The 17,041-nt window shown below is 66.0% G+C and carries 15 protein-coding genes; 10 read left to right on the forward strand and 5 right to left on the reverse strand.

The window, feature by feature from the left end; all coding sequences use genetic code 11:
* The 3 genes from hemQ to hemE are packed head-to-tail and all read right to left on the reverse strand — an operon-like array spanning position 1 to position 3,410.
* Positions 1-726: a hydrogen peroxide-dependent heme synthase gene (hemQ, locus tag CKW39_RS07085; protein WP_095797436.1), complete on the reverse strand. Its 726-nt coding sequence runs from the start codon at positions 724-726 to the stop codon at positions 1-3.
* A gap of 39 nt (positions 727-765) precedes the next feature.
* Entirely contained in the window at positions 766-2,262 is a 1,497-nt protein-coding gene (gene hemG, locus CKW39_RS07090; protein WP_095797437.1) for a protoporphyrinogen oxidase, read from the reverse strand.
* Entirely contained in the window at positions 2,259-3,410 is a 1,152-nt protein-coding gene (gene hemE, locus CKW39_RS07095; protein ID WP_238663050.1) for a uroporphyrinogen decarboxylase, read from the reverse strand. Before hemE ends, hemG begins: the two co-directional genes overlap by 4 nt.
* 124 nt (positions 3,411-3,534) lie before the next feature.
* On the opposite strand from hemE, the gene CKW39_RS07100 reads away from it, so the two are divergent.
* From CKW39_RS07100 to CKW39_RS07125, 6 genes are all read left to right on the forward strand, one after another.
* Positions 3,535-4,863 (forward strand): glutamyl-tRNA reductase, encoded by a 1,329-nt coding sequence (locus CKW39_RS07100; protein ID WP_095797439.1) that lies wholly within the window; start codon positions 3,535-3,537, stop codon positions 4,861-4,863.
* Positions 4,864-4,900: 37 nt separating this feature from the next.
* On the forward strand, positions 4,901-5,557 hold the full coding sequence (locus tag CKW39_RS07105; protein WP_129699963.1) for a TetR/AcrR family transcriptional regulator: 657 nt from the start codon (positions 4,901-4,903) through the stop codon (positions 5,555-5,557).
* Positions 5,558-5,641: 84 nt separating this feature from the next.
* Complete coding sequence (locus tag CKW39_RS07110; RefSeq protein ID WP_095797440.1) at positions 5,642-5,875, forward strand: DUF3107 domain-containing protein; 234 nt, start codon at positions 5,642-5,644, stop codon at positions 5,873-5,875.
* Between the two features lie 337 nt (positions 5,876-6,212).
* A complete protein-coding gene (locus CKW39_RS07115) occupies positions 6,213-7,895 on the forward strand; it encodes a DEAD/DEAH box helicase (RefSeq protein ID WP_371514628.1) in 1,683 nt (560 codons plus the stop codon).
* Positions 7,896-7,973: 78 nt separating this feature from the next.
* On the forward strand, positions 7,974-8,771 hold the full coding sequence (locus CKW39_RS07120; protein ID WP_371514662.1) for a site-specific DNA-methyltransferase: 798 nt from the start codon (positions 7,974-7,976) through the stop codon (positions 8,769-8,771).
* A gap of 73 nt (positions 8,772-8,844) precedes the next feature.
* Positions 8,845-9,681: a DUF1989 domain-containing protein gene (locus CKW39_RS07125; protein ID WP_202976178.1), complete on the forward strand. Its 837-nt coding sequence runs from the start codon at positions 8,845-8,847 to the stop codon at positions 9,679-9,681.
* Between the two features lie 141 nt (positions 9,682-9,822).
* On the opposite strand, the gene CKW39_RS07130 is transcribed toward CKW39_RS07125, so the two are convergent.
* Positions 9,823-10,674 carry a PHP domain-containing protein gene (locus tag CKW39_RS07130; protein ID WP_095797443.1) on the reverse strand — a complete coding sequence of 284 codons (852 nt, stop codon included), beginning with the start codon at positions 10,672-10,674 and terminating at the stop codon, positions 9,823-9,825.
* A gap of 97 nt (positions 10,675-10,771) precedes the next feature.
* Between CKW39_RS07130 and CKW39_RS07135 the strand changes: the two genes are divergently transcribed.
* Positions 10,772-12,355 (forward strand): aminopeptidase P family protein, encoded by a 1,584-nt coding sequence (locus CKW39_RS07135; protein WP_095797444.1) that lies wholly within the window; start codon positions 10,772-10,774, stop codon positions 12,353-12,355.
* Between the two features lie 159 nt (positions 12,356-12,514).
* Here the strand turns inward: CKW39_RS07135 and CKW39_RS07140 are convergent, their stop codons facing one another.
* Entirely contained in the window at positions 12,515-13,675 is a 1,161-nt protein-coding gene (locus tag CKW39_RS07140; RefSeq protein ID WP_216823158.1) for a general stress protein, read from the reverse strand.
* A 140-nt stretch (positions 13,676-13,815) separates the two neighbouring features.
* Between CKW39_RS07140 and CKW39_RS07145 the strand changes: the two genes are divergently transcribed.
* The 3 genes from CKW39_RS07145 to CKW39_RS07155 are packed head-to-tail and all read left to right on the forward strand — an operon-like array spanning position 13,816 to position 16,962.
* Positions 13,816-15,114, forward strand: coding sequence for a magnesium transporter MgtE N-terminal domain-containing protein (locus tag CKW39_RS07145; protein WP_095797445.1), 1,299 nt, complete (start codon positions 13,816-13,818; stop codon positions 15,112-15,114).
* The gene (locus CKW39_RS07150) at positions 15,107-15,757 is read left to right on the forward strand and encodes a DUF1003 domain-containing protein (RefSeq protein ID WP_095797446.1); all 651 of its coding nucleotides are present in this window, start codon (positions 15,107-15,109) and stop codon (positions 15,755-15,757) included. The genes CKW39_RS07145 and CKW39_RS07150 overlap by 8 nt, the downstream gene beginning before the upstream one ends.
* Complete coding sequence (locus CKW39_RS07155) at positions 15,754-16,962, forward strand: P-loop NTPase (protein WP_095797447.1); 1,209 nt, start codon at positions 15,754-15,756, stop codon at positions 16,960-16,962. The genes CKW39_RS07150 and CKW39_RS07155 overlap by 4 nt, the downstream gene beginning before the upstream one ends.
* Positions 16,963-17,041 lie beyond the last annotated feature (79 nt).

A 17,041-nucleotide genomic window follows, 5' to 3' on the forward strand; every position in this document is an offset into this window, starting at 1 on the left:
TTAGCGCAGCACCTCGGCAATCTCGGTCGTCTGGATCCGGCGTCCCGTGTAGAACGGGGTCTCCTCGCGCACGTGCAACCGCGCCTCGGTGTTGCGGAACTCGCGCATCAGGTCCACCAGGTCCACGAGCTCGGGGGCCTCCAGGGCCAGCAGCCACTCGAAGTCGTTGAGACCGAAGCACGCAATGGTGTTGGCCAGCACCTGCGGGTAGTCGCGGGCCTTCATGCCGTGGTTCTTGAGCATTTCGGAACGGCGTTCGGAATTCATGTAGTACCACTCGTAGGAGCGCACGAACGGGTAGACGCACACCCACTTCTCGGGGGCGATACCGCGCGCGTACGACGGCGCGTGGTTGCGGGTGAATTCTGCGTCGCGGTGCACGCCCATGGCGTTCCACACCTGCCGGGTACCACCCAGCAGCGGCTGGCGGCGGATCTTGCGCACGGCCTCCTGCAGCACGTCGGGTTGATCACCGGTCAACCACACCATGAGGTCGGCGTTGTCACGCATGCCGGAGACGTCGTACACGCCGCGCACGGTCACGTTGTCACCGGACAGTTCCTGGACCAGACGATCGAATTCGGCCTGGTTGGCCTCGGAATCGGCGTCCGGGGTGCGGTCCCCGGTTCGCTCCAGCACGGTGTAAACAGCCCAGTACAGCTTCTCCTCGGTCGTTTCCTCCGTCTCGACGGCGGATTGCTGTGCTGCGTGTACGTGCTCACTCATCGTGTGTGTCCTTTCGATGCTCGTGTCATGGCTGAAGTTTCAGTCCCGCTGTGCGGGTGTTTCGTACCCGTGGTTGCGCAGCAGTTTCGCGACCTGCTGGCGTGTGTCGGCCACCACCGCGGCCAGTCCGGTACCGGACAGCCACGCGCCCACGGCAATCACGTTCGGGACGTCCTTGATGGCTCGGCGGAAATCGTTGACGCGCTTGCTGTGGCCCACGTCCGTGCGTGGAAGGGCCGTGTGCCAACGCACCACGTCCGCTCCGACCAGTTGTTCGGGTCCGATGTGCACCCCCATCAGGGTGCGCGCGTCGCTGATGGCCAGTGAAATCAGGTGCCCGTCGGGCAACGCGACCTCGGGTGGGACCGTGTCGGAACCGGCGTCAGCACGCCCGTAGGACAGCCGCAAAACGTGCCGGTGTTCTCCGGCCTCGCGCTGAACCCACGCCCACTTGGCGCTCGAGTGCGTCAGCGCCTTGGCGCGCACCTCTTCCACGTCCGAGCTGACCAGCAGCCCGGTGCCGCGCGGGGCGCCGTCGAGATCGGGACAGTCCAACACCAGCGTGGCCAGGGCAACGCGCGGCCCGGGCTTCGGAGAGTAACGCTGCGAATCGGGCAGGTGACCCCCCATGAGTCGCACCGTGGTGGGGCCGTCCGCGCCCATGACCAGGAGCTCACCGCGCGCCACGGCAGTCTTATCGCCGTTCTGTGGCTGACGTTGAATGACCATCCAGCCGGGGCGGCGGGGATCGCGGTCCAGGGCGATCACGTCGTAGTCGGTGACGATCTTGACGCCGCGGGATTCCACGTCGCGCACCAAGCGCTCGCTGAGTTGGTTCATGCCGCCGTCCAGACTGGCCACATTCGCACCGGCCGGACTCTTGGCGCGTAGGGCCCCGGCGGCCGCACACAGGCTGCCGTGCTCGCGGAGACCGGCGCGCAGACCGGGGGCGACGGCGTCGACGTCGAGTTCATCTGGGTGGGTCGAGTACACGCCGGACACGAACGGGGTGACCAGCCGCTCGAGCACACGGGCACCCAGACGGGCGCGCACCAACGAGCCCAGCGATTTTTCCCCCGCCCCCACCGAAGCGGGCAGCATCCGGTCCATCCGCGCGCGGGCGATTCCGGAGCGTCCCAGGGCGGGTCGCAACGACGACGCCGCGGGGTCGGCGGGAATGCCCAGCACGCCGGTGTTGGGCGCGGGCATCGCACCTTCGGGAAGGTACAACCACGAGCCTGCCGGATTGGGGCTGACCACGCGGTCACTGAGGTTCAAGTCTTCGAGCAGCTGCGGGACGGCGTCCGAACGGGTCGCAAACGACTCCGCTCCCGAGTCCAGGACCAGCCCGGCGACCTCGTGGGCGCCCACGGCACCGCCGAAGTGATCGTCGGCTTCGACCAGCGTGACGCGCAAGCCCGCGGCGGCCAAATCTCTGGCCGCCGTCAAACCGGCAACGCCACCACCCACGACCAGGGCCGTGCGGGCCTTACGCCGAGTACCGGTAGCGGCCGTTGCACCTGGCGAAGTTGTCACTGCGTCTCCTTGTGAATGAAGGCCACCAGGTCGGTCAGTACCTCGGGGTCGGTTTCCGGAGGAACGCCGTGACCCAGGTTCACCACGTGTGCGAGCGCGCTCTGGCCGCGGCGCAGAACGTCGCGAGCGTGTTCGTGCAACACCGATCGAGGGGCAGCCAGTAACGCGGGGTCGATATTGCCTTGTACCACCGTACGCTTTCCGACCCGTTCCACGGCGGTGTCCAAGGGGATGCGGTAGTCGACACCCACGGCGTCCGCTCCTGCGTCACGCATGGCGGCCAACAACTCACCCGTACCGGTGCCGAAGTGGATGCGCGGCACTCCCAGATCGGCCACGGCGGCCAGTGCATCCGCCGAGTGACGCTGCACGTGTTCGAGGTAATCGGCGAGCGAGAGCGAACCGGCCCACGAGTCGAAGAGCTGCACCGCTGAGGCACCGGCCTGGACCTGAGCTCGCAGGAATGCACCGGAGGTCCGGGCCGCCCACTGGGCCAGGGCATCCCAGGCCTGGGGGTCCGCGTGCATCATGGTGCGCGGACGCAGGTGATCCCGGGACGGGCCACCCTCTACGGCGTAGGCAGCGATCGTGAACGGTGCGCCGGCGAAACCAATCAAAGGGGTGTCACCCAACAGGTCCACGGTGCGGGAGACGGCCTCGCGAATGGGGTCGAGAGCGGCGTCGGGAAGTTCGGGCAAGGCCGCGACGTCGGCGGCGGTGCGTACGGGCTGGTCCAGGACGGGACCGCGACCGGCCACGATGTCCACGCCCACGCCAGCCAGCTTCATGGGGACCACGATGTCCGAGAAGAAGATGCCCGCGTCCACCTTGTGGCGACGCACCGGCTGCACGGTGATCTCGGCAGCGAGCTCGGGGGTGAGGCACGCTTCCAACATGCCGGTGCCTTCACGAGCCTCGCGGTACTCGGGCAGCGAGCGCCCCGCCTGACGCATGAACCACACCGGGGTGTGGGGCGCGCCCAAGCCACGCAGCGTGCGGATCAACGCGGAGTTGGCGACCTCGTCACGCTTGAGCGGGTGATCCGAGCTCAATGCTGCGATGCGTTGATCCCAAGACTGCTGCTCGGTGGAGTCGGTACGGTGTGCGGGGTCGCTGGGCGCGGCGGCGCTGAAGTCCTGGGAAGCCATAGTGCCTCCCATTGTGCCAAGGAAACATGGGAGTTTTATTGACGACCTGTCCACATCCGGGCAAGTCGCCTACGGCATGGTTATGCTGAGAGCACCAGAAGAATTCGTCTAGAATGGCTGGATTGTGGTCCTTTTCTGTCTTGTCGCCTCGCACCGCTCCGTCGACCTCAACACGGTCGCACGGCTCAGTACCGGTGCCCTGGGCGTGGCTGAAGAAGCGGTCTCCGAAGGCGCCTTGAACGGCGCCGTGACGTTGTCCACGTGCAACCGGCTGGAGCTCTACGGTGAGCTCAAGACCGACCAGCACGGAGACCCCGCGGGTCAGGTGGCCCGCGCCCAGCAGGAAATCGTGGAGCGCATTGCCCAACGAGCAGGCTTGGACGAACGGTTCGTTCTGGAAACCATGGACGCGTTCACCGGGGTTGAGGTCCCCCAGCACCTGTTCACTGTGGTCTCAGGACTGGAATCGGCCGTTGTGGGCGAACGCGAAATCACCGGTCAGGTCCGGCGTGCGTTGAACCAGGCCCAGCAGTCCGGGACCGTTTCCGGTCATCTCGTGCAGTTGTTCGAGTCCGCCGCCCGCACGGCCCGCGAAGTGGGTTCGCGCACCGAGCTCGGTGAACGGGGCCGCTCCATAGTCTCCGTGGCCCTGGATCTCGCCGATGACATCACCGCCCGCTCGTGGCCCGAGCGCCGCGCCCTGGTCTTCGGAACCGGTGCGTACGCGGGAGCCACTATGGCGGCCCTGCGCGATCGTGGTTGCGCGGACATCGAGGTGTACTCCGGATCCGGCCGCGCCGAACAATTCACCGACCAGCGCGGTGGAAGCCCCGTCTCGGACGCCGAGCTGCCCGCGGCCCTGCGCCGCGCGGACGTGATCATCGGCTGCTCGGGAGGATCTTCCCCCATGTCCGCCTCGTCGTTCCCGGGAGGCCCCCGCACCGTGGTAGACCTGGCCCTGACCCGCGACTTCGACCCCGCCATTGCAGACCTGCCGCACGTGGAACTCATCACCCTCGAGTCCGTCCGCGTGGCCGCCCCCGATGAAACCGGAGAGTCCGTGGCCGCCGCCAGCGACATCGTGAACCAGGCCGCCCAGAAGTTCGAGGCCGCCCAGAACGCCCGCGCCATGGACGACGCGATCGTCGCGCTGCGCAAGCACACCATGGCCGTCCTGGACGCCGAAATGGAAAAGGTTCGTTCCCACCACGGCTGCACCGGCGCCGAGGACCAGATCGAAATGGCCCTGCGCCGGATGGTCCGCTCGCTGTTGCACACTCCCACCGTTCGAGCAAAGCAACTGGCCTCACAGGGCCGTGCTGACGAATACATCACCGGATTGGAAGCGCTGTATGGAATCGAGGTGGGTGCCCCCGCCCATCGCGAATCCCAGCAGAATCCCCCCGCGGATCAATCCCCCTCGACTACTGCGCAGAATCGCGCGGTCGGCTAATCACAAGGCGGGGGCTCCCGCCGCGAGGAGGACCACATTGAATCTGCAACCGAATAGCCAACCGGAACAAACAGTCGCCGGTACCTCCAACTACTCTCGCGCGCCGCGGATGGCCAAGGAAGACCGCCGCGATCAATTGCTCACAACCGCGCTGAACGCCTTCGCGGACGGTGGATACCACACCACGTCCATGGACGACATTGCAGCCGCCGCGGGCGTCTCGAAGCCGGTTCTGTACCAGCACTTCCCGGGCAAGCGGGAGCTGTATCTGGCGCTCGTGGAGTACACATTGGTGGACCTGTCCGCCAAGTTGGATCATTCACTGGCGGCCAGTGATGTGAATCGAATCCGCGTGGAGTCCATGATCGACACCCATTTCGAGTTCGTGGAACATCAACCGCAGGCCCACCGCTTGGTCTTCAGCGCGGACCTGTTGGCGTTCCCCGAGGTCGCGGACAGGCTCAACAACTTCTACGACGGCATTGCCGGCATCATCGCGTCCGTGCTCGGCCCGAACGTGGGTATTCCCCACACCCAAGCCGCGATGCTCGGCCGAGGCCTGGTGCAAATGGTGCAGACGGCGGCGGTGTACTGGGCCCAGCACCCGGAAAGTGCCACCCGGCAGGAAGCTCAACAACAAGTGTTCCGTTTAGCCTGGGGCGGAATCAGCATCCTCGATGAGGATTGGAAGTAGGCCACTCCTAGACTGGCTCTCAATCACAGGTGTCAGTCTCGCCGGGCGAGCTGCACCCCTCAACCAAGCAGGAGGTAAACCGACGTGGACATCAAGATCGGTATCCAGAACGTGGGTCGTGAACTGACGGTCAACGCAGACCTGACCGCCGAAGAGGTCGAGGCCAAGGTGACCGAAGCCCTCAGCTCCGGCACTCCCCTGGTCTTGAAGGACTCCAAGGGAACAACCACGGTCATTCCTTCCGAGAAGATCGGTTACGTGGAAACCGGCACCGAGACCAAACGTCACGTGGGTTTCACTCCGCTCCCGCAGAGCTGATTTCGGGTCTGCAGAGTCTCTGGCCGCCGAACGTGTGAAAGCACCGCCTCATACTCACGAGGCGGTGCTTTCCGCTTCTGGCGGTTACACTGGGAAACGTTGACAGGATGACCGGTCGTCGGTTGAGACCGTAACGTTCACTTTTCGCTAGTCCGAGTCGGCCCGGCAGGGTTGCTGACCGCAACGCTCCGTGAGCCCCGGATCTGCATTTGTTTCACGATCGGCTTCCACTTCGCCGCGCGGCGGCCCCCGGCGTTCTCGCCCCCCATCCCCTCACGGGACGGTCACGAGTGCGCCGGTGACGGGCCCCGCGATGTACCCGAAACAAAGGACCATCGTGACCGAAATTACCGTAACCACCGAGCCCAACGGCCCGGACACCGACGAGGCCGGAACCCAGGCCATCGAAACCGCTGAACCCGAAGTAACACAGACGTTCGCGGACTTCGGCGTACGCCAGGACATCGTGGATGCACTGGCCAATCACGGCATCACCTCGCCGTTCCCCATCCAGTCCATGACGCTGCCCGTGGCACTGTCCGGTCAGGACATCATCGGACAGGCCAAGACCGGCACCGGCAAGACCCTGGGCTTCGGCATTCCCGCCCTGCAGCGCGTGATCGGCCGCGATGACGCCGGCTGGGACAAGCTCAAGAACCCCGGGGCCCCGCAGGCCCTGATCGTGGTCCCCACTCGCGAACTCGCCGTTCAGGTCGGTAACGACCTGGCCGTGGCCGCCAAGACCCGCAACGCCCGCGTGGCCACCATTTACGGTGGCCGCGCCTACGAGTCCCAGATCGAGGAGCTCAAGCGCGGCGTAGAGGTCGTCGTGGGCACCCCGGGTCGTCTGATCGACCTCAACCGTCAGCGCTACCTGGATCTGAGCCACGTGGGCCTGGTTGTGCTGGACGAGGCCGATGAGATGCTGGACCTGGGCTTCCTCCCGGATGTGGAGAAGCTGCTCAGCGCCGTTCCCGAGGTCCGCCAGACCATGCTGTTCTCGGCCACCATGCCCGGCCCCGTGGTTGCCATGGCCCGCCGTTACATGTCCCGCCCCATGCACATCCGTGCCGCCGCACCGGATGAGGGAAGCACCAAGAAGGACATCCGCCAGGTCATCTACCGCGCCCACCACCTGGACAAGGACGAGGTCGTGGCGCGCATTCTGCAGGCCGAGGGTCGCGGTCGCTCGATCATCTTCACGCGCACCAAGCGCGCCGCCGCCAAGCTGGCCGACGAGCTGATCCACCGCGGTTTCGCCGCAGCCCCGCTACACGGCGACCTGGGTCAGGGCGCTCGTGAGCAGGCCCTGCGCGCGTTCCGTAACAACAAGGTGGACGTCCTGGTCGCCACGGATGTCGCCGCGCGCGGTATCGACGTGGAAGACGTCACGCACGTGATCAACTTCCAGTGCCCCGAGGACGAGAAAACCTACCTGCACCGCACCGGTCGCACCGGCCGCGCGGGAAATAAGGGTACGGCCGTCACTTTCGTCGACTGGGACGATGTGCCCCGCTGGCGTCTGATCGACAAGGCCCTCGAGCTGGGTGTTCCGGAGCCCGTGGAGACCTATTCGTCTTCCGAGCACTTGTTCACCGAACTCAACATCCCCAAGGGCACCAAGGGTCGGCTGCCCAAGGCTCAGCGCACCCACGAGGGTCTGGACGCGGAGACGCTCGAGGACCTGGGCGAGCCCGGCAAGAAGTCCCGTTCCCCGCGTGAGGGCTCGGATTCACGACGCCGCAGCGGCGACTCCCGCTCGTCGGGCACCCGCCAGGGTGGTCGGGGTCGCGGTGGTCGCGGTCGCAGCGAAAACTCCTCCGATGCGCCCCGCAAGGATGAGAACGATCAGCCTCGCGCCCAGCGTGAGAAGGTCGAGCGCGAAAAGACCGTGGAGGCCACGGACGGTGGCCGCAAGCGGCGTCGTCGTCGCCGTCGTCCCTCCGGCCAGAATCAGGGCCAGAACCAGGGCAACGGGCAGCAGGGTGGCGCCCAGCAGGTCAACCCCGGCGCGGAGTAACGCGAATTGACGGAGAAGGACTCGTTCCGGTTCGATCCCCACGGGGACAGTTGCATCATTCAAGGTGACAACTTGGCTGTGCTGAGCACGCTCCCGGACGAGTCCTTCACCGTGATCTACCTGGACCCGCCGTTCAACACGGGCCGGGCGCAGGTGCGCCGAACCACCAAGTCCATCCCCGTGGCGGACGGCGAGGGCGATCGCGTGGGGTTCTCCGGCCGGTCCTACGAGACCGTCATGGGGCAGTTGCGCCGCTACGACGACTCGTTCGCCGACTACCTCGCGTTTCTGGAACCGCGGCTGGTCGAGGCGCGGCGATTGCTCACCCACGACGGCACGCTGTATCTGCACCTGGACTACCGCGAGGTGCACTATGCCAAGATCATGTTGGATGCGCTGTTCGGACGGGACAGTTTCCTGAACGAGATCATCTGGGCCTACGACTTCGGTGGTAAATCCACTCGGAAGTGGCCGTCCAAACACGACACGATCCTGGTCTACGTCAAGGACCCCAAGAAGTACCACTTCGATTCCGCCGAGGTGGATCGGGAACCGTACATGGCACCGGGCCTGGTCGGACCGGAGAAGGCTGCCCGCGGCAAACTTCCCACCGACGTGTGGTGGCACACGATCGTCTCCCCCACCGGCAAGGAGAAGACCGGTTACCCCACGCAGAAACCGGTGGGAATTCTGCGTCGCATCATCGCGGCGTCCTCGCGACCCGGTGACTGGGTGCTGGACTTCTTTGCCGGTTCCGGAACCACCGGCGCGGCAGCCCAGCTCCTCGGTCGCAAATTCGTGTGCGTGGATGTGAACCCGGAGGCCGTCGAGATCATGTCGGAGCGCCTGCCCGATACTCCCGTGCACACGGTCTGATGCTACGGTCGCGCACGTACCGTTCCGGCTTTGAGCCGTTCCACCCACGACGCAGCGAAGCGAGCCAGCCATCGTGCCAGCTACTCCGGACCACCGACTGACCGAAGCCGCCTATCAGGGACCTGCATTGCAGGTCGACCGGGACTTCTACGGCCGGATCGGCCAGGACACCGGTCGGCGCACGGTCGTGAACGAACTGACCGTCCCGATTCGCTCGGGCCGCGCGTGGGAAGTCCCCGCGGGTCACGTGTGCCGGATCTCCACGGTGGACGGCCCGCAGGTGGGAGACCTCAATCTGTGGAACCGGCATGATCCTCGCGAGCGGTTCTGGGCCTCACGCACCCGTCAGCTGCAGGCAGCCCATGTCAGCACGTTCGATCGTTTGTGGTCCACACTGCCGTTCCTGCGACCCATGGCCACCATCGTGGGCGACACACTGTCCGATTACGGGGTGGACGGTGAGGGCGGGCGCGTCCACGACACCCTGGGCACACGCTGCGATCCGTACGTTTCACGCATGCTCAACAACGCGGATTTCGACTACCACTGTCACTCGAATCTGACCCGCGCCGTGCTGCCGTTCGGGCTCACCGAGTTCGACGTGCACGACGTGCTCAACGTCTTCCAGTGCACCGGACTCAATGAGCGCGACGAGTACTTCATGAAGACCTGCCCCGCTCGACCCGGCGACTACTCCGAGTTCTTCGCCGAGCAGGATCTTCTGGTGGCCCTGTCCGCGTGCCCCGGCGGCGATCTCTCCGCGCCGATGTTCGGGGAGGACAGCGAGGACCCGGTCGGCAACTGTCATCCCTTGGCGGTCACGGTCTACTCGCTGGATCCGGAACTCACGCGTGGTTGGAGTGAACCCGAGTCACCGCGGTACGGCGGGCGTCACGGACTGGCAGAGTAGCCCTGGGCCTGAACCGCTTGACCGGCGTACGCCGGTCTGGCGCGTCTGGCGCGTCTCGTGCCGCTGACCGCTAGATGCTGCGCACTCGCTGCTGAGACGCCACTGTATTCCGCCCCAGCGGTTCGCCGTACCGAGTCGCACTTACGGCCAGCGCACCTCGACGCTCGAGGTGGCCTCTTCACTGATGCGGGTCAGCGACTGCACGGACGTGGAGTTCTCCCCCAGCAGATTCGGTTTGCCCTTGCCGTGGTAGTCGCTGGAACCGGTCACGATCAGATCATGGTCCGCCGCCATCTGCATGAGGATCGCCCGGGTCTCGTCCGGGTTGTCCCGGTGGGCGACTTCCAGGCCGGCCAACCCGGCGTCGATCATGGCGTTGAAGTCCGCGGTCGTGGGGATCCGGCCCCGTGTGGGAGCCATGGGGTGTGCACACACCGGAACACCGCCGGCGGCGCGCACGAGCTTGATGGCCTCCACCGGGTCCATGGTCGTGTGCCGCACGTAGTACGGCGAACGACCCGACAGGATGTCGGAGAATGCCGCGGAACGGTTGGAGATGATGCCCAGTTCCACGAGTGCGTCCGCAATGTGCGGGCGACCCACGGTCGCGTCCGTCCCCACGTGGCGCAGGACATCGTCCCATGAGATGTCGTAGTCGGCGGAGAGCAGCTCCACCATGCGCTTGGCCCTGCTGAGCCGCCCGGAGCGAGAGGACTCCACCGCATTCCACAAGGGTTCGTAGGTGGGGTCGTGCAGGTAACTGAGCATGTGCACCGACACACCATTGGACGTGGTGCACGTGATTTCCATGCCAGGAACGAAAGCCAGCCCCAGTTCGACGGCGGTGTCGCCGGCCTCTTGCCAGCCCGCGGTGGTGTCGTGATCGGTCAACGCGAAAACGTCCAGACCGGCGGCCTTGGCCGAGCGAGCGACGTCGGCGGGTGTTTCGGTCCCGTCCGACGCGATGGAGTGGGTGTGGAGGTCGATGCGCATCACTGGCAACGATACCCGCAGCGTCTCATTTGACCCGCGTGGCACCATGGAAGCAACGATTCCAGCGATACAGCGCACCAAGGAGATGAATACGTACATGAGCGAAAGCTCCCAGCACGTCACCCCGTCCGCAGCGTCCCAGGACAGCGAGGAACAGCCGCTCGAGCAGCGCGTGGACAACCGCTCGCAGCGCCCTAACACGGATGCCTTCCGTGAATTCATGGCGTCCGGGTGGGCCGCTCCCGAAACCACGAACACCGCCCGTTCCGAGGTCGCCGAATACGCCGCCGCGCGCCGCGCCAAGCTGTCTCGTTTGTTCCCCGGCGAGCGTCTGGTGATTCCGGCCGGTGCTCCCAAGGTGCGTTCCAACGACACCGATTACCGTTTCCGGCCGCACTCTGCGTTCGCGCACGTGACCGGCATGGGTGTGGACCACGAGCCGGAAGCTGTTCTGGTCATGGAGCCCACCGAGGACGGCCAGGGCGATAACGGCAGCGGCCACACCGCCACCCTGTACTTCCACCCGATGGCCGGCCGCGACTCGGACGAGTTCTACGCTGACGCCAAGAACGGTGAGTTCTGGGTGGGTCCGCGCCCCACCCTGCAACAGCTCTCCGATGAGTTCGATCTGCCCACCGAGGACCTCTCGGGCCTTGAGGACGCCGTGACGGTCAACGCCGGCAACGCGGCCCTGGGCGGCATGACCATCCGCTTGGTGCGCGACGTGGACCTGAACATGGACGCTCTGGTGGACACCTCCCGCCTGAACACCGGTGTGGACCTGGAACAGTCCGATGCCAAGGACGCCAACCTCACGGAGGCGCTGAGCGAGCTGCGCCTCATCAAGGACGACTATGAGATCGGTCAGCTGCGCCACGCGGTCGACGCCACGATTCGCGGCTTCGAGGACATCGTGGCGGTCCTGCCCCGCGCGATCGGTGGCGAGCGCGGCGAACGCGTGGTCGAGGGCGCGTTCTTCTCCCGCGCCCGGCTGGAAGGCAACGACCTGGGCTACGACACCATCGCGGCGTCGGGAAACAACGCCACGGTGCTGCACTGGATCCGCAACAACGGGTCGGTCAAGCCCGGCGAGATGATCCTGGTGGACGCGGGTGTCGAGGCCGAGTCGCTCTACACGGCGGACCTCACTCGCACCCTGCCGGTCGACGGCAGCTACACGGACATCCAGCGCAAGGTCTATCAGGCCGTGCTCGACGCCGCCGACGCCGCCTTCGAGATCGCCGTGCCCGGCAACAAGTTCCGCGACGTGCACGCGGCCGCCATGAAGGTCCTGGCCCAGCGGCTCGAGGAATGGGGCCTGCTGCCGGTATCGGCGGATGTGTCCCTGTCCGAGGCCGGCCAGCACCACCGTCGCTGGATGCCGCACGGCACGAGCCACCACCTGGGTCTGGACGTGCATGACTGCGCCCAGGCCAAGCGTGAGCTCTACCTGGACGCGGTCATCGAACCCGGCATGGTGTTCACGATCGAACCCGGCCTGTACTTCAAGGCCGAGGACCTTTCCATCCCAGAGGAGTACCGGGGCATGGGCGTGCGCATCGAGGACGACGTGTTGATCACCGAGAACGGCAACGAAAACCTTTCCGAGGCCCTCCCGCGTTCCCCCGAGGACGTGGAGACCTGGATCCAGGGGATCTGGAACCGCTCGGCCAACGCATAAGCGGAACTCCTCGGATCTGTCACGCGGTCCGAGGACCCGACATACACGAACCGCGGTGGGTCACTCACGAGGAGTAACCCACCGCGGTTCTTCGGTGGAGGGGTGTTTCGAGGAGTCGACGTTTCCGGCTCCCTCCCCTCGACATCGATCGCCGTGGAGCTAGCTGCGGTCGGAATCCCCGTCCGCGTCCTTGGAACCCCGGGCCCCTGGGTCTCCCTTGGACCACGGGGCACCGGCGGGCGATGACCCCTGCTGTGGCCGGTTCGGATCCTGCGGCTGATGGCGGTTCTCCGGCTGGCCGGGGGCCGCTGCTTGGTTCTGGCTCTGGCTCTGGCTCTGGCTCGGGCTCTGGCTCTGGGCCGGATGCTGCGGCGCACCCTGGGGTTGCACCGGTGTTTCCGGTTCCAGGCGGATGCCGTACTGCGGACGGCCGTCCGGCAGGTCGGGGAACTTGGCGGAGCGATTGGAATCCGGCTGCTGCGGGGGCTGGCCCTGCACGCGCTGACCGTAGGCGGGTTGTCCCTGCTGAGCCTGGGGTGCGGGAGCATTCGGACTGCCCTGCTGCTGCGGCGCGCCACCCTGCTGGCCCGGCCCGGCATTCCAACCCTGCTGACCCTGCTGCGTTCCCGGCTGGTGAGGACCCGGCTGACCGCCGTACGGGCCGGAGTATCCCTGCGGAATATTGGGGCCCTGCGGTCCGGGTCGTCCCTGTGCCCCGTTCTGACCCTGCGGTCCCCACTGACCCTGCGGCCCCCACTGGCCGCGCTGACCGTTGGGACCCTGCGGGGGTTGGTTCCAGCTACCCTGCTGCGGACGGGAACCCGGAGCCTGTCGCAAATTGAGTCCACCCAGAACATGTCGGGCTTCTCCCGCGACCTCCGGGGCCGCGATCACTTCGTAGCTTCCGGCCACGATGCGGTTGGTCGAGGTGAAGTCACGCTTACCGCGCTGCATCGCGTAGGTGATGGTGGCCAGGAGCATCCAGAAGGCACCACCCATGATGATGGGCAGCAAGAGCGCTTGGGCCAGATCCATGCCGCCCAACAGCGACATCAACAGACCGAAGAACGCACCGAACACCACGCCGTTGAGCGCACCCTGGAGCGCCACCTTGGGATAGGACAGGCGACCGGTCACCTGCTCGACGGACTTCAGATCGCTGCCGATGATCGAGATCTTGGCAACCTCGAACTGCTGGTCGGCCAGGTGATCCACGGCCTTCTGCGCATCGGCATAGCTCGTGTACCGGCCGATGGCTTCACCGCGCGGGATCTCTGCGGTGGTGGACAGTGTCATGGGGCCCCTGGACGAATAACTCATGCGTCCCATTCTCGCGTAGTTTCCCAGGAGGCCGCAGGGAAACCCCTGGAACATCGCGACCGGTGAACATCCGGGGCCTGTCATCGGAATCTCAGCGGCGCGAATGCTGCTCAGCTGCCCCCGTTCATTAGGCTGGGACAGTGAGCACAAACCTCTCCAAAATTTTCGTGGCCCGATTGATCGGCCTGGACGTCTTCGACCCGCTCGGTGACCGACTGGGGCGATTGCGCGACCTCGTGGTGCTCCTGCGCCCCGGTGGTCGCGGTCAGTCCATGGCCCGCCCCATTGTGGTGGGCCTTGTGGTGGAGGTACTCGGCAAGAAACGCGTGTTCGTACCCATGACGCGAGTGACCAGCATCGACGCCGATCAGATCATCTGCACCGGCCTGGTGAATCTCCGCCGGTTCGAGCAGCGCGGAGCGGAGACGCTGGCTGTGGGCGAGCTCTTCGACCGCACCGTGGTGCTGCTGGACGGTTCCGGCACCGCGACCGTCGAGGACATGGCCATGCAACAGGTGGGTAACCGCGGCGATTGGCAGATCACCCAGCTGTTCGTCCGGCGCTCAAGCAGCGCCGGAGGCCTGATCCGCCGCCGGGGTGAAACGTTGATCGTGGACTGGGAGGACACGGACGATCCGTCCAACGCGGGTCATCAACCGGCTACGCAGTGGATTTCCCAGCACGAAGAGGACCAGGCGGCGGACATCGCGGACGAACTGCGCGGCATGCCCGAGAAGCGCATGCTCGAGATCGCTGCCGAGCTGCAGGACGAACGCCTCGCGGACGTCCTGGAGGAGCTTCCCGAGGAGCACCAGGTTTTCATCCTGACCAACCTCGGGAACGAGCGTGCCGTCACGCTGCTTGAGGAAATGGACCCGGACGACGCCGCCGACCTCCTCAACGAATTGCCACCCGAGGACGCCGAGAAGTTCATCACCATGATGGAACCGGAGGACGCCGAGGACGTGCGCCGTCTGCGGACCTATGAAGAAGGCACCGCCGGTTCGCTCATGACCCCGGTGCCCATCGTGCTGTCACCGGAAGCCACGGTGGCCGAGGCTCTGGCGCACATCCGCCAGGAGGAAATCATCCCGGCCGCGGCCTCGGCGGTGCTCGTGTGCCGTCCGCCCCTGGAAACCCCCACGGGTAAGTACCTGGGCTTCGTGCACACCCAGCGACTCCTGCGCTATCCCCCGCCCGAGGCCATCGGGAACCTGATCGACCGATCCATCGAGCCCGTGTCCGACATGGCCTCCTTGGAAGAGGTTGCTCGCGAACTCGCCTCCTACGACCTCACCATCCTGCCGATCGTCAACGACGCCGATCGACTCGTGGGAGCTGTGACCATTGACGACGTGCTCGACGCGCTGCTGCCCGATGACTGGCGCACCTATGACGACGGCACCCCGATCCGGAAGGTGGGTAAGCGGTATGAGTGAACCCAAACGCAATCTGTCCTCCCAGTACGCCCCGGTCCCACTGGACCAGCCCCGGGAGCACCGCCCCAACTTCTTCCAGCGATTCCGCCCGAACCCGGATTCCTTCGGTCAGCTGACCGAGACGTTCGCCCGGTGGATGGGCACCCCGCAGTTCCTGCTGTGGATGTCCATCTTCGTGTTCGTGTGGCTCGGGTGGAACACCCTGGCACCCGAGAGCATGCAGTTCGACCCGCGCGCGCTCAACTACACCCTGTTAACGTTGATGCTCTCCCTCCAGGCTTCCTACGCCGCCCCGCTGTTGCTGCTGGCCCAGAACCGCCAGGACGACCGCGACCGCGTCGTGGCAGAGGAGGATCGCAAGCGCGGCCAGCAGAACCTGGCGGACACCGAGTACCTGACCCGGGAGATCGCCTCTCTGCGCATCGCGCTACGTGAGGTGGCCACCCGAGACTACGTTCGTTCCGAATTGCGTTCCCTGCTCGAGGAGATTTTGGAGGCCCAGGGCAATAACCAGGGCGAGCAACCGGAGGAGGCCAAGTCGGCCAAGAAGGAACCCGGTCAGGGCAAGAAGAAGAAAAAGAACCAGCCGCCGACCACGGCCATCCCCGTGGTGCCCAACGCTGCGGACGGTAAGGATTCATGACCAACTCCCCCATCGATCCACAATCACTCGATCCCCTGCTGCGCAAGGCTCTCGACAAGGTCATCGACCCGGAGCTTCGCCGGCCCATCACCGAACTGGGCATGGTCCAGTCCGCCCACCTGGATGGCACCACTGCACGGGTCACCATTCTCCTCACGATCTCGGGGTGCCCCATGCGGGGCACGATCGAGACGGACGTGACCGAGGCCCTGAGCGCCGTCGACGGCGTCACGGACGTGTCCGTCGAGGTGGGCGTGATGACCCCGGCCCAGCGCGAGGAACTCCAGGTGAAGCTCGGGCACCGCAAGTCCAACCCGTTCGCCGACCCCCGCAACCTCACGCGCGTTCACGCCGTGACCAGCGGCAAGGGTGGTGTGGGCAAATCGAGCGTGACCGTGAACATAGCCGCCGCGCTGGCTGCGATGGGCCGCACGGTGGGCATTGTGGACGCGGACATCCACGGTTTCTCGGTCCCGGGACTGCTCGGCATCACCCAGCCGCCCACGCGCGTGGGCGATATGATCCTGCCACCCGTGGTGGAGGTCCCCACCGATCTCACCATCCCCTTCGACGACGCCGCTCCGGGCGCCTCCCAGCGCCGGGCCAACCGCGGCGTGATCAAAGTGATTTCGATCGGGATGTTCGTGGACCCTTCCCAGCCCGTTGCGTGGCGCGGACCCATGCTGCACCGTGCGGTGGAGCAGTTCCTCACGGACGTACACTTCGGGGATCTCGATCACTTGCTGCTGGATCTGCCCCCGGGCACCGGTGACATTGCGATCTCGGTGGGTCAGTTGCTGCCGAATTCGGGAGTTCTGGTGGTGTCCACACCGCAGCACGCCGCGGTGACCGTGGCCGAGCGCTCGGGCGCGCTGGCGCAGCAGACCGATCAGAAGGTCACGGGCGTGGTCGAGAACATGTCCGCCATGGTTCTACCGGACGGAACGCGCATGGAAGTGTTCGGCGCGGGCGGCGGGGCGACCATTGCGGCGTCGTTGACCGAACGCCTGGATTATGACGTGCCATTGCTCGGGGAGATTCCGCTGGACGTGACCGTGCGCGAGGCCGCCGATCGCGGCGAACCCGCAGTGTGGGCGAACCCGGATTCTCCGGCCGCCAAACACCTTTGGACCGTGGCCAAGGCACTGGACGAGCAGGGTCGTAATCTGGCCGGCCGCAGTCTGGGGATCACCCCGCGGGGCTGACGTCCGAGAACAACGAGACAGAGACCCGGGGTCCGGCTGCTGTGCCGGACCCCGGGTCTCTGTCATGACTTTTCGTCCT

Origin of the sequence: Kocuria sp. WRN011 (assembly GCF_002295155.1) — a bacterium.
Taxonomy (GTDB): domain Bacteria; phylum Actinomycetota; class Actinomycetes; order Actinomycetales; family Micrococcaceae; genus Kocuria; species Kocuria carniphila.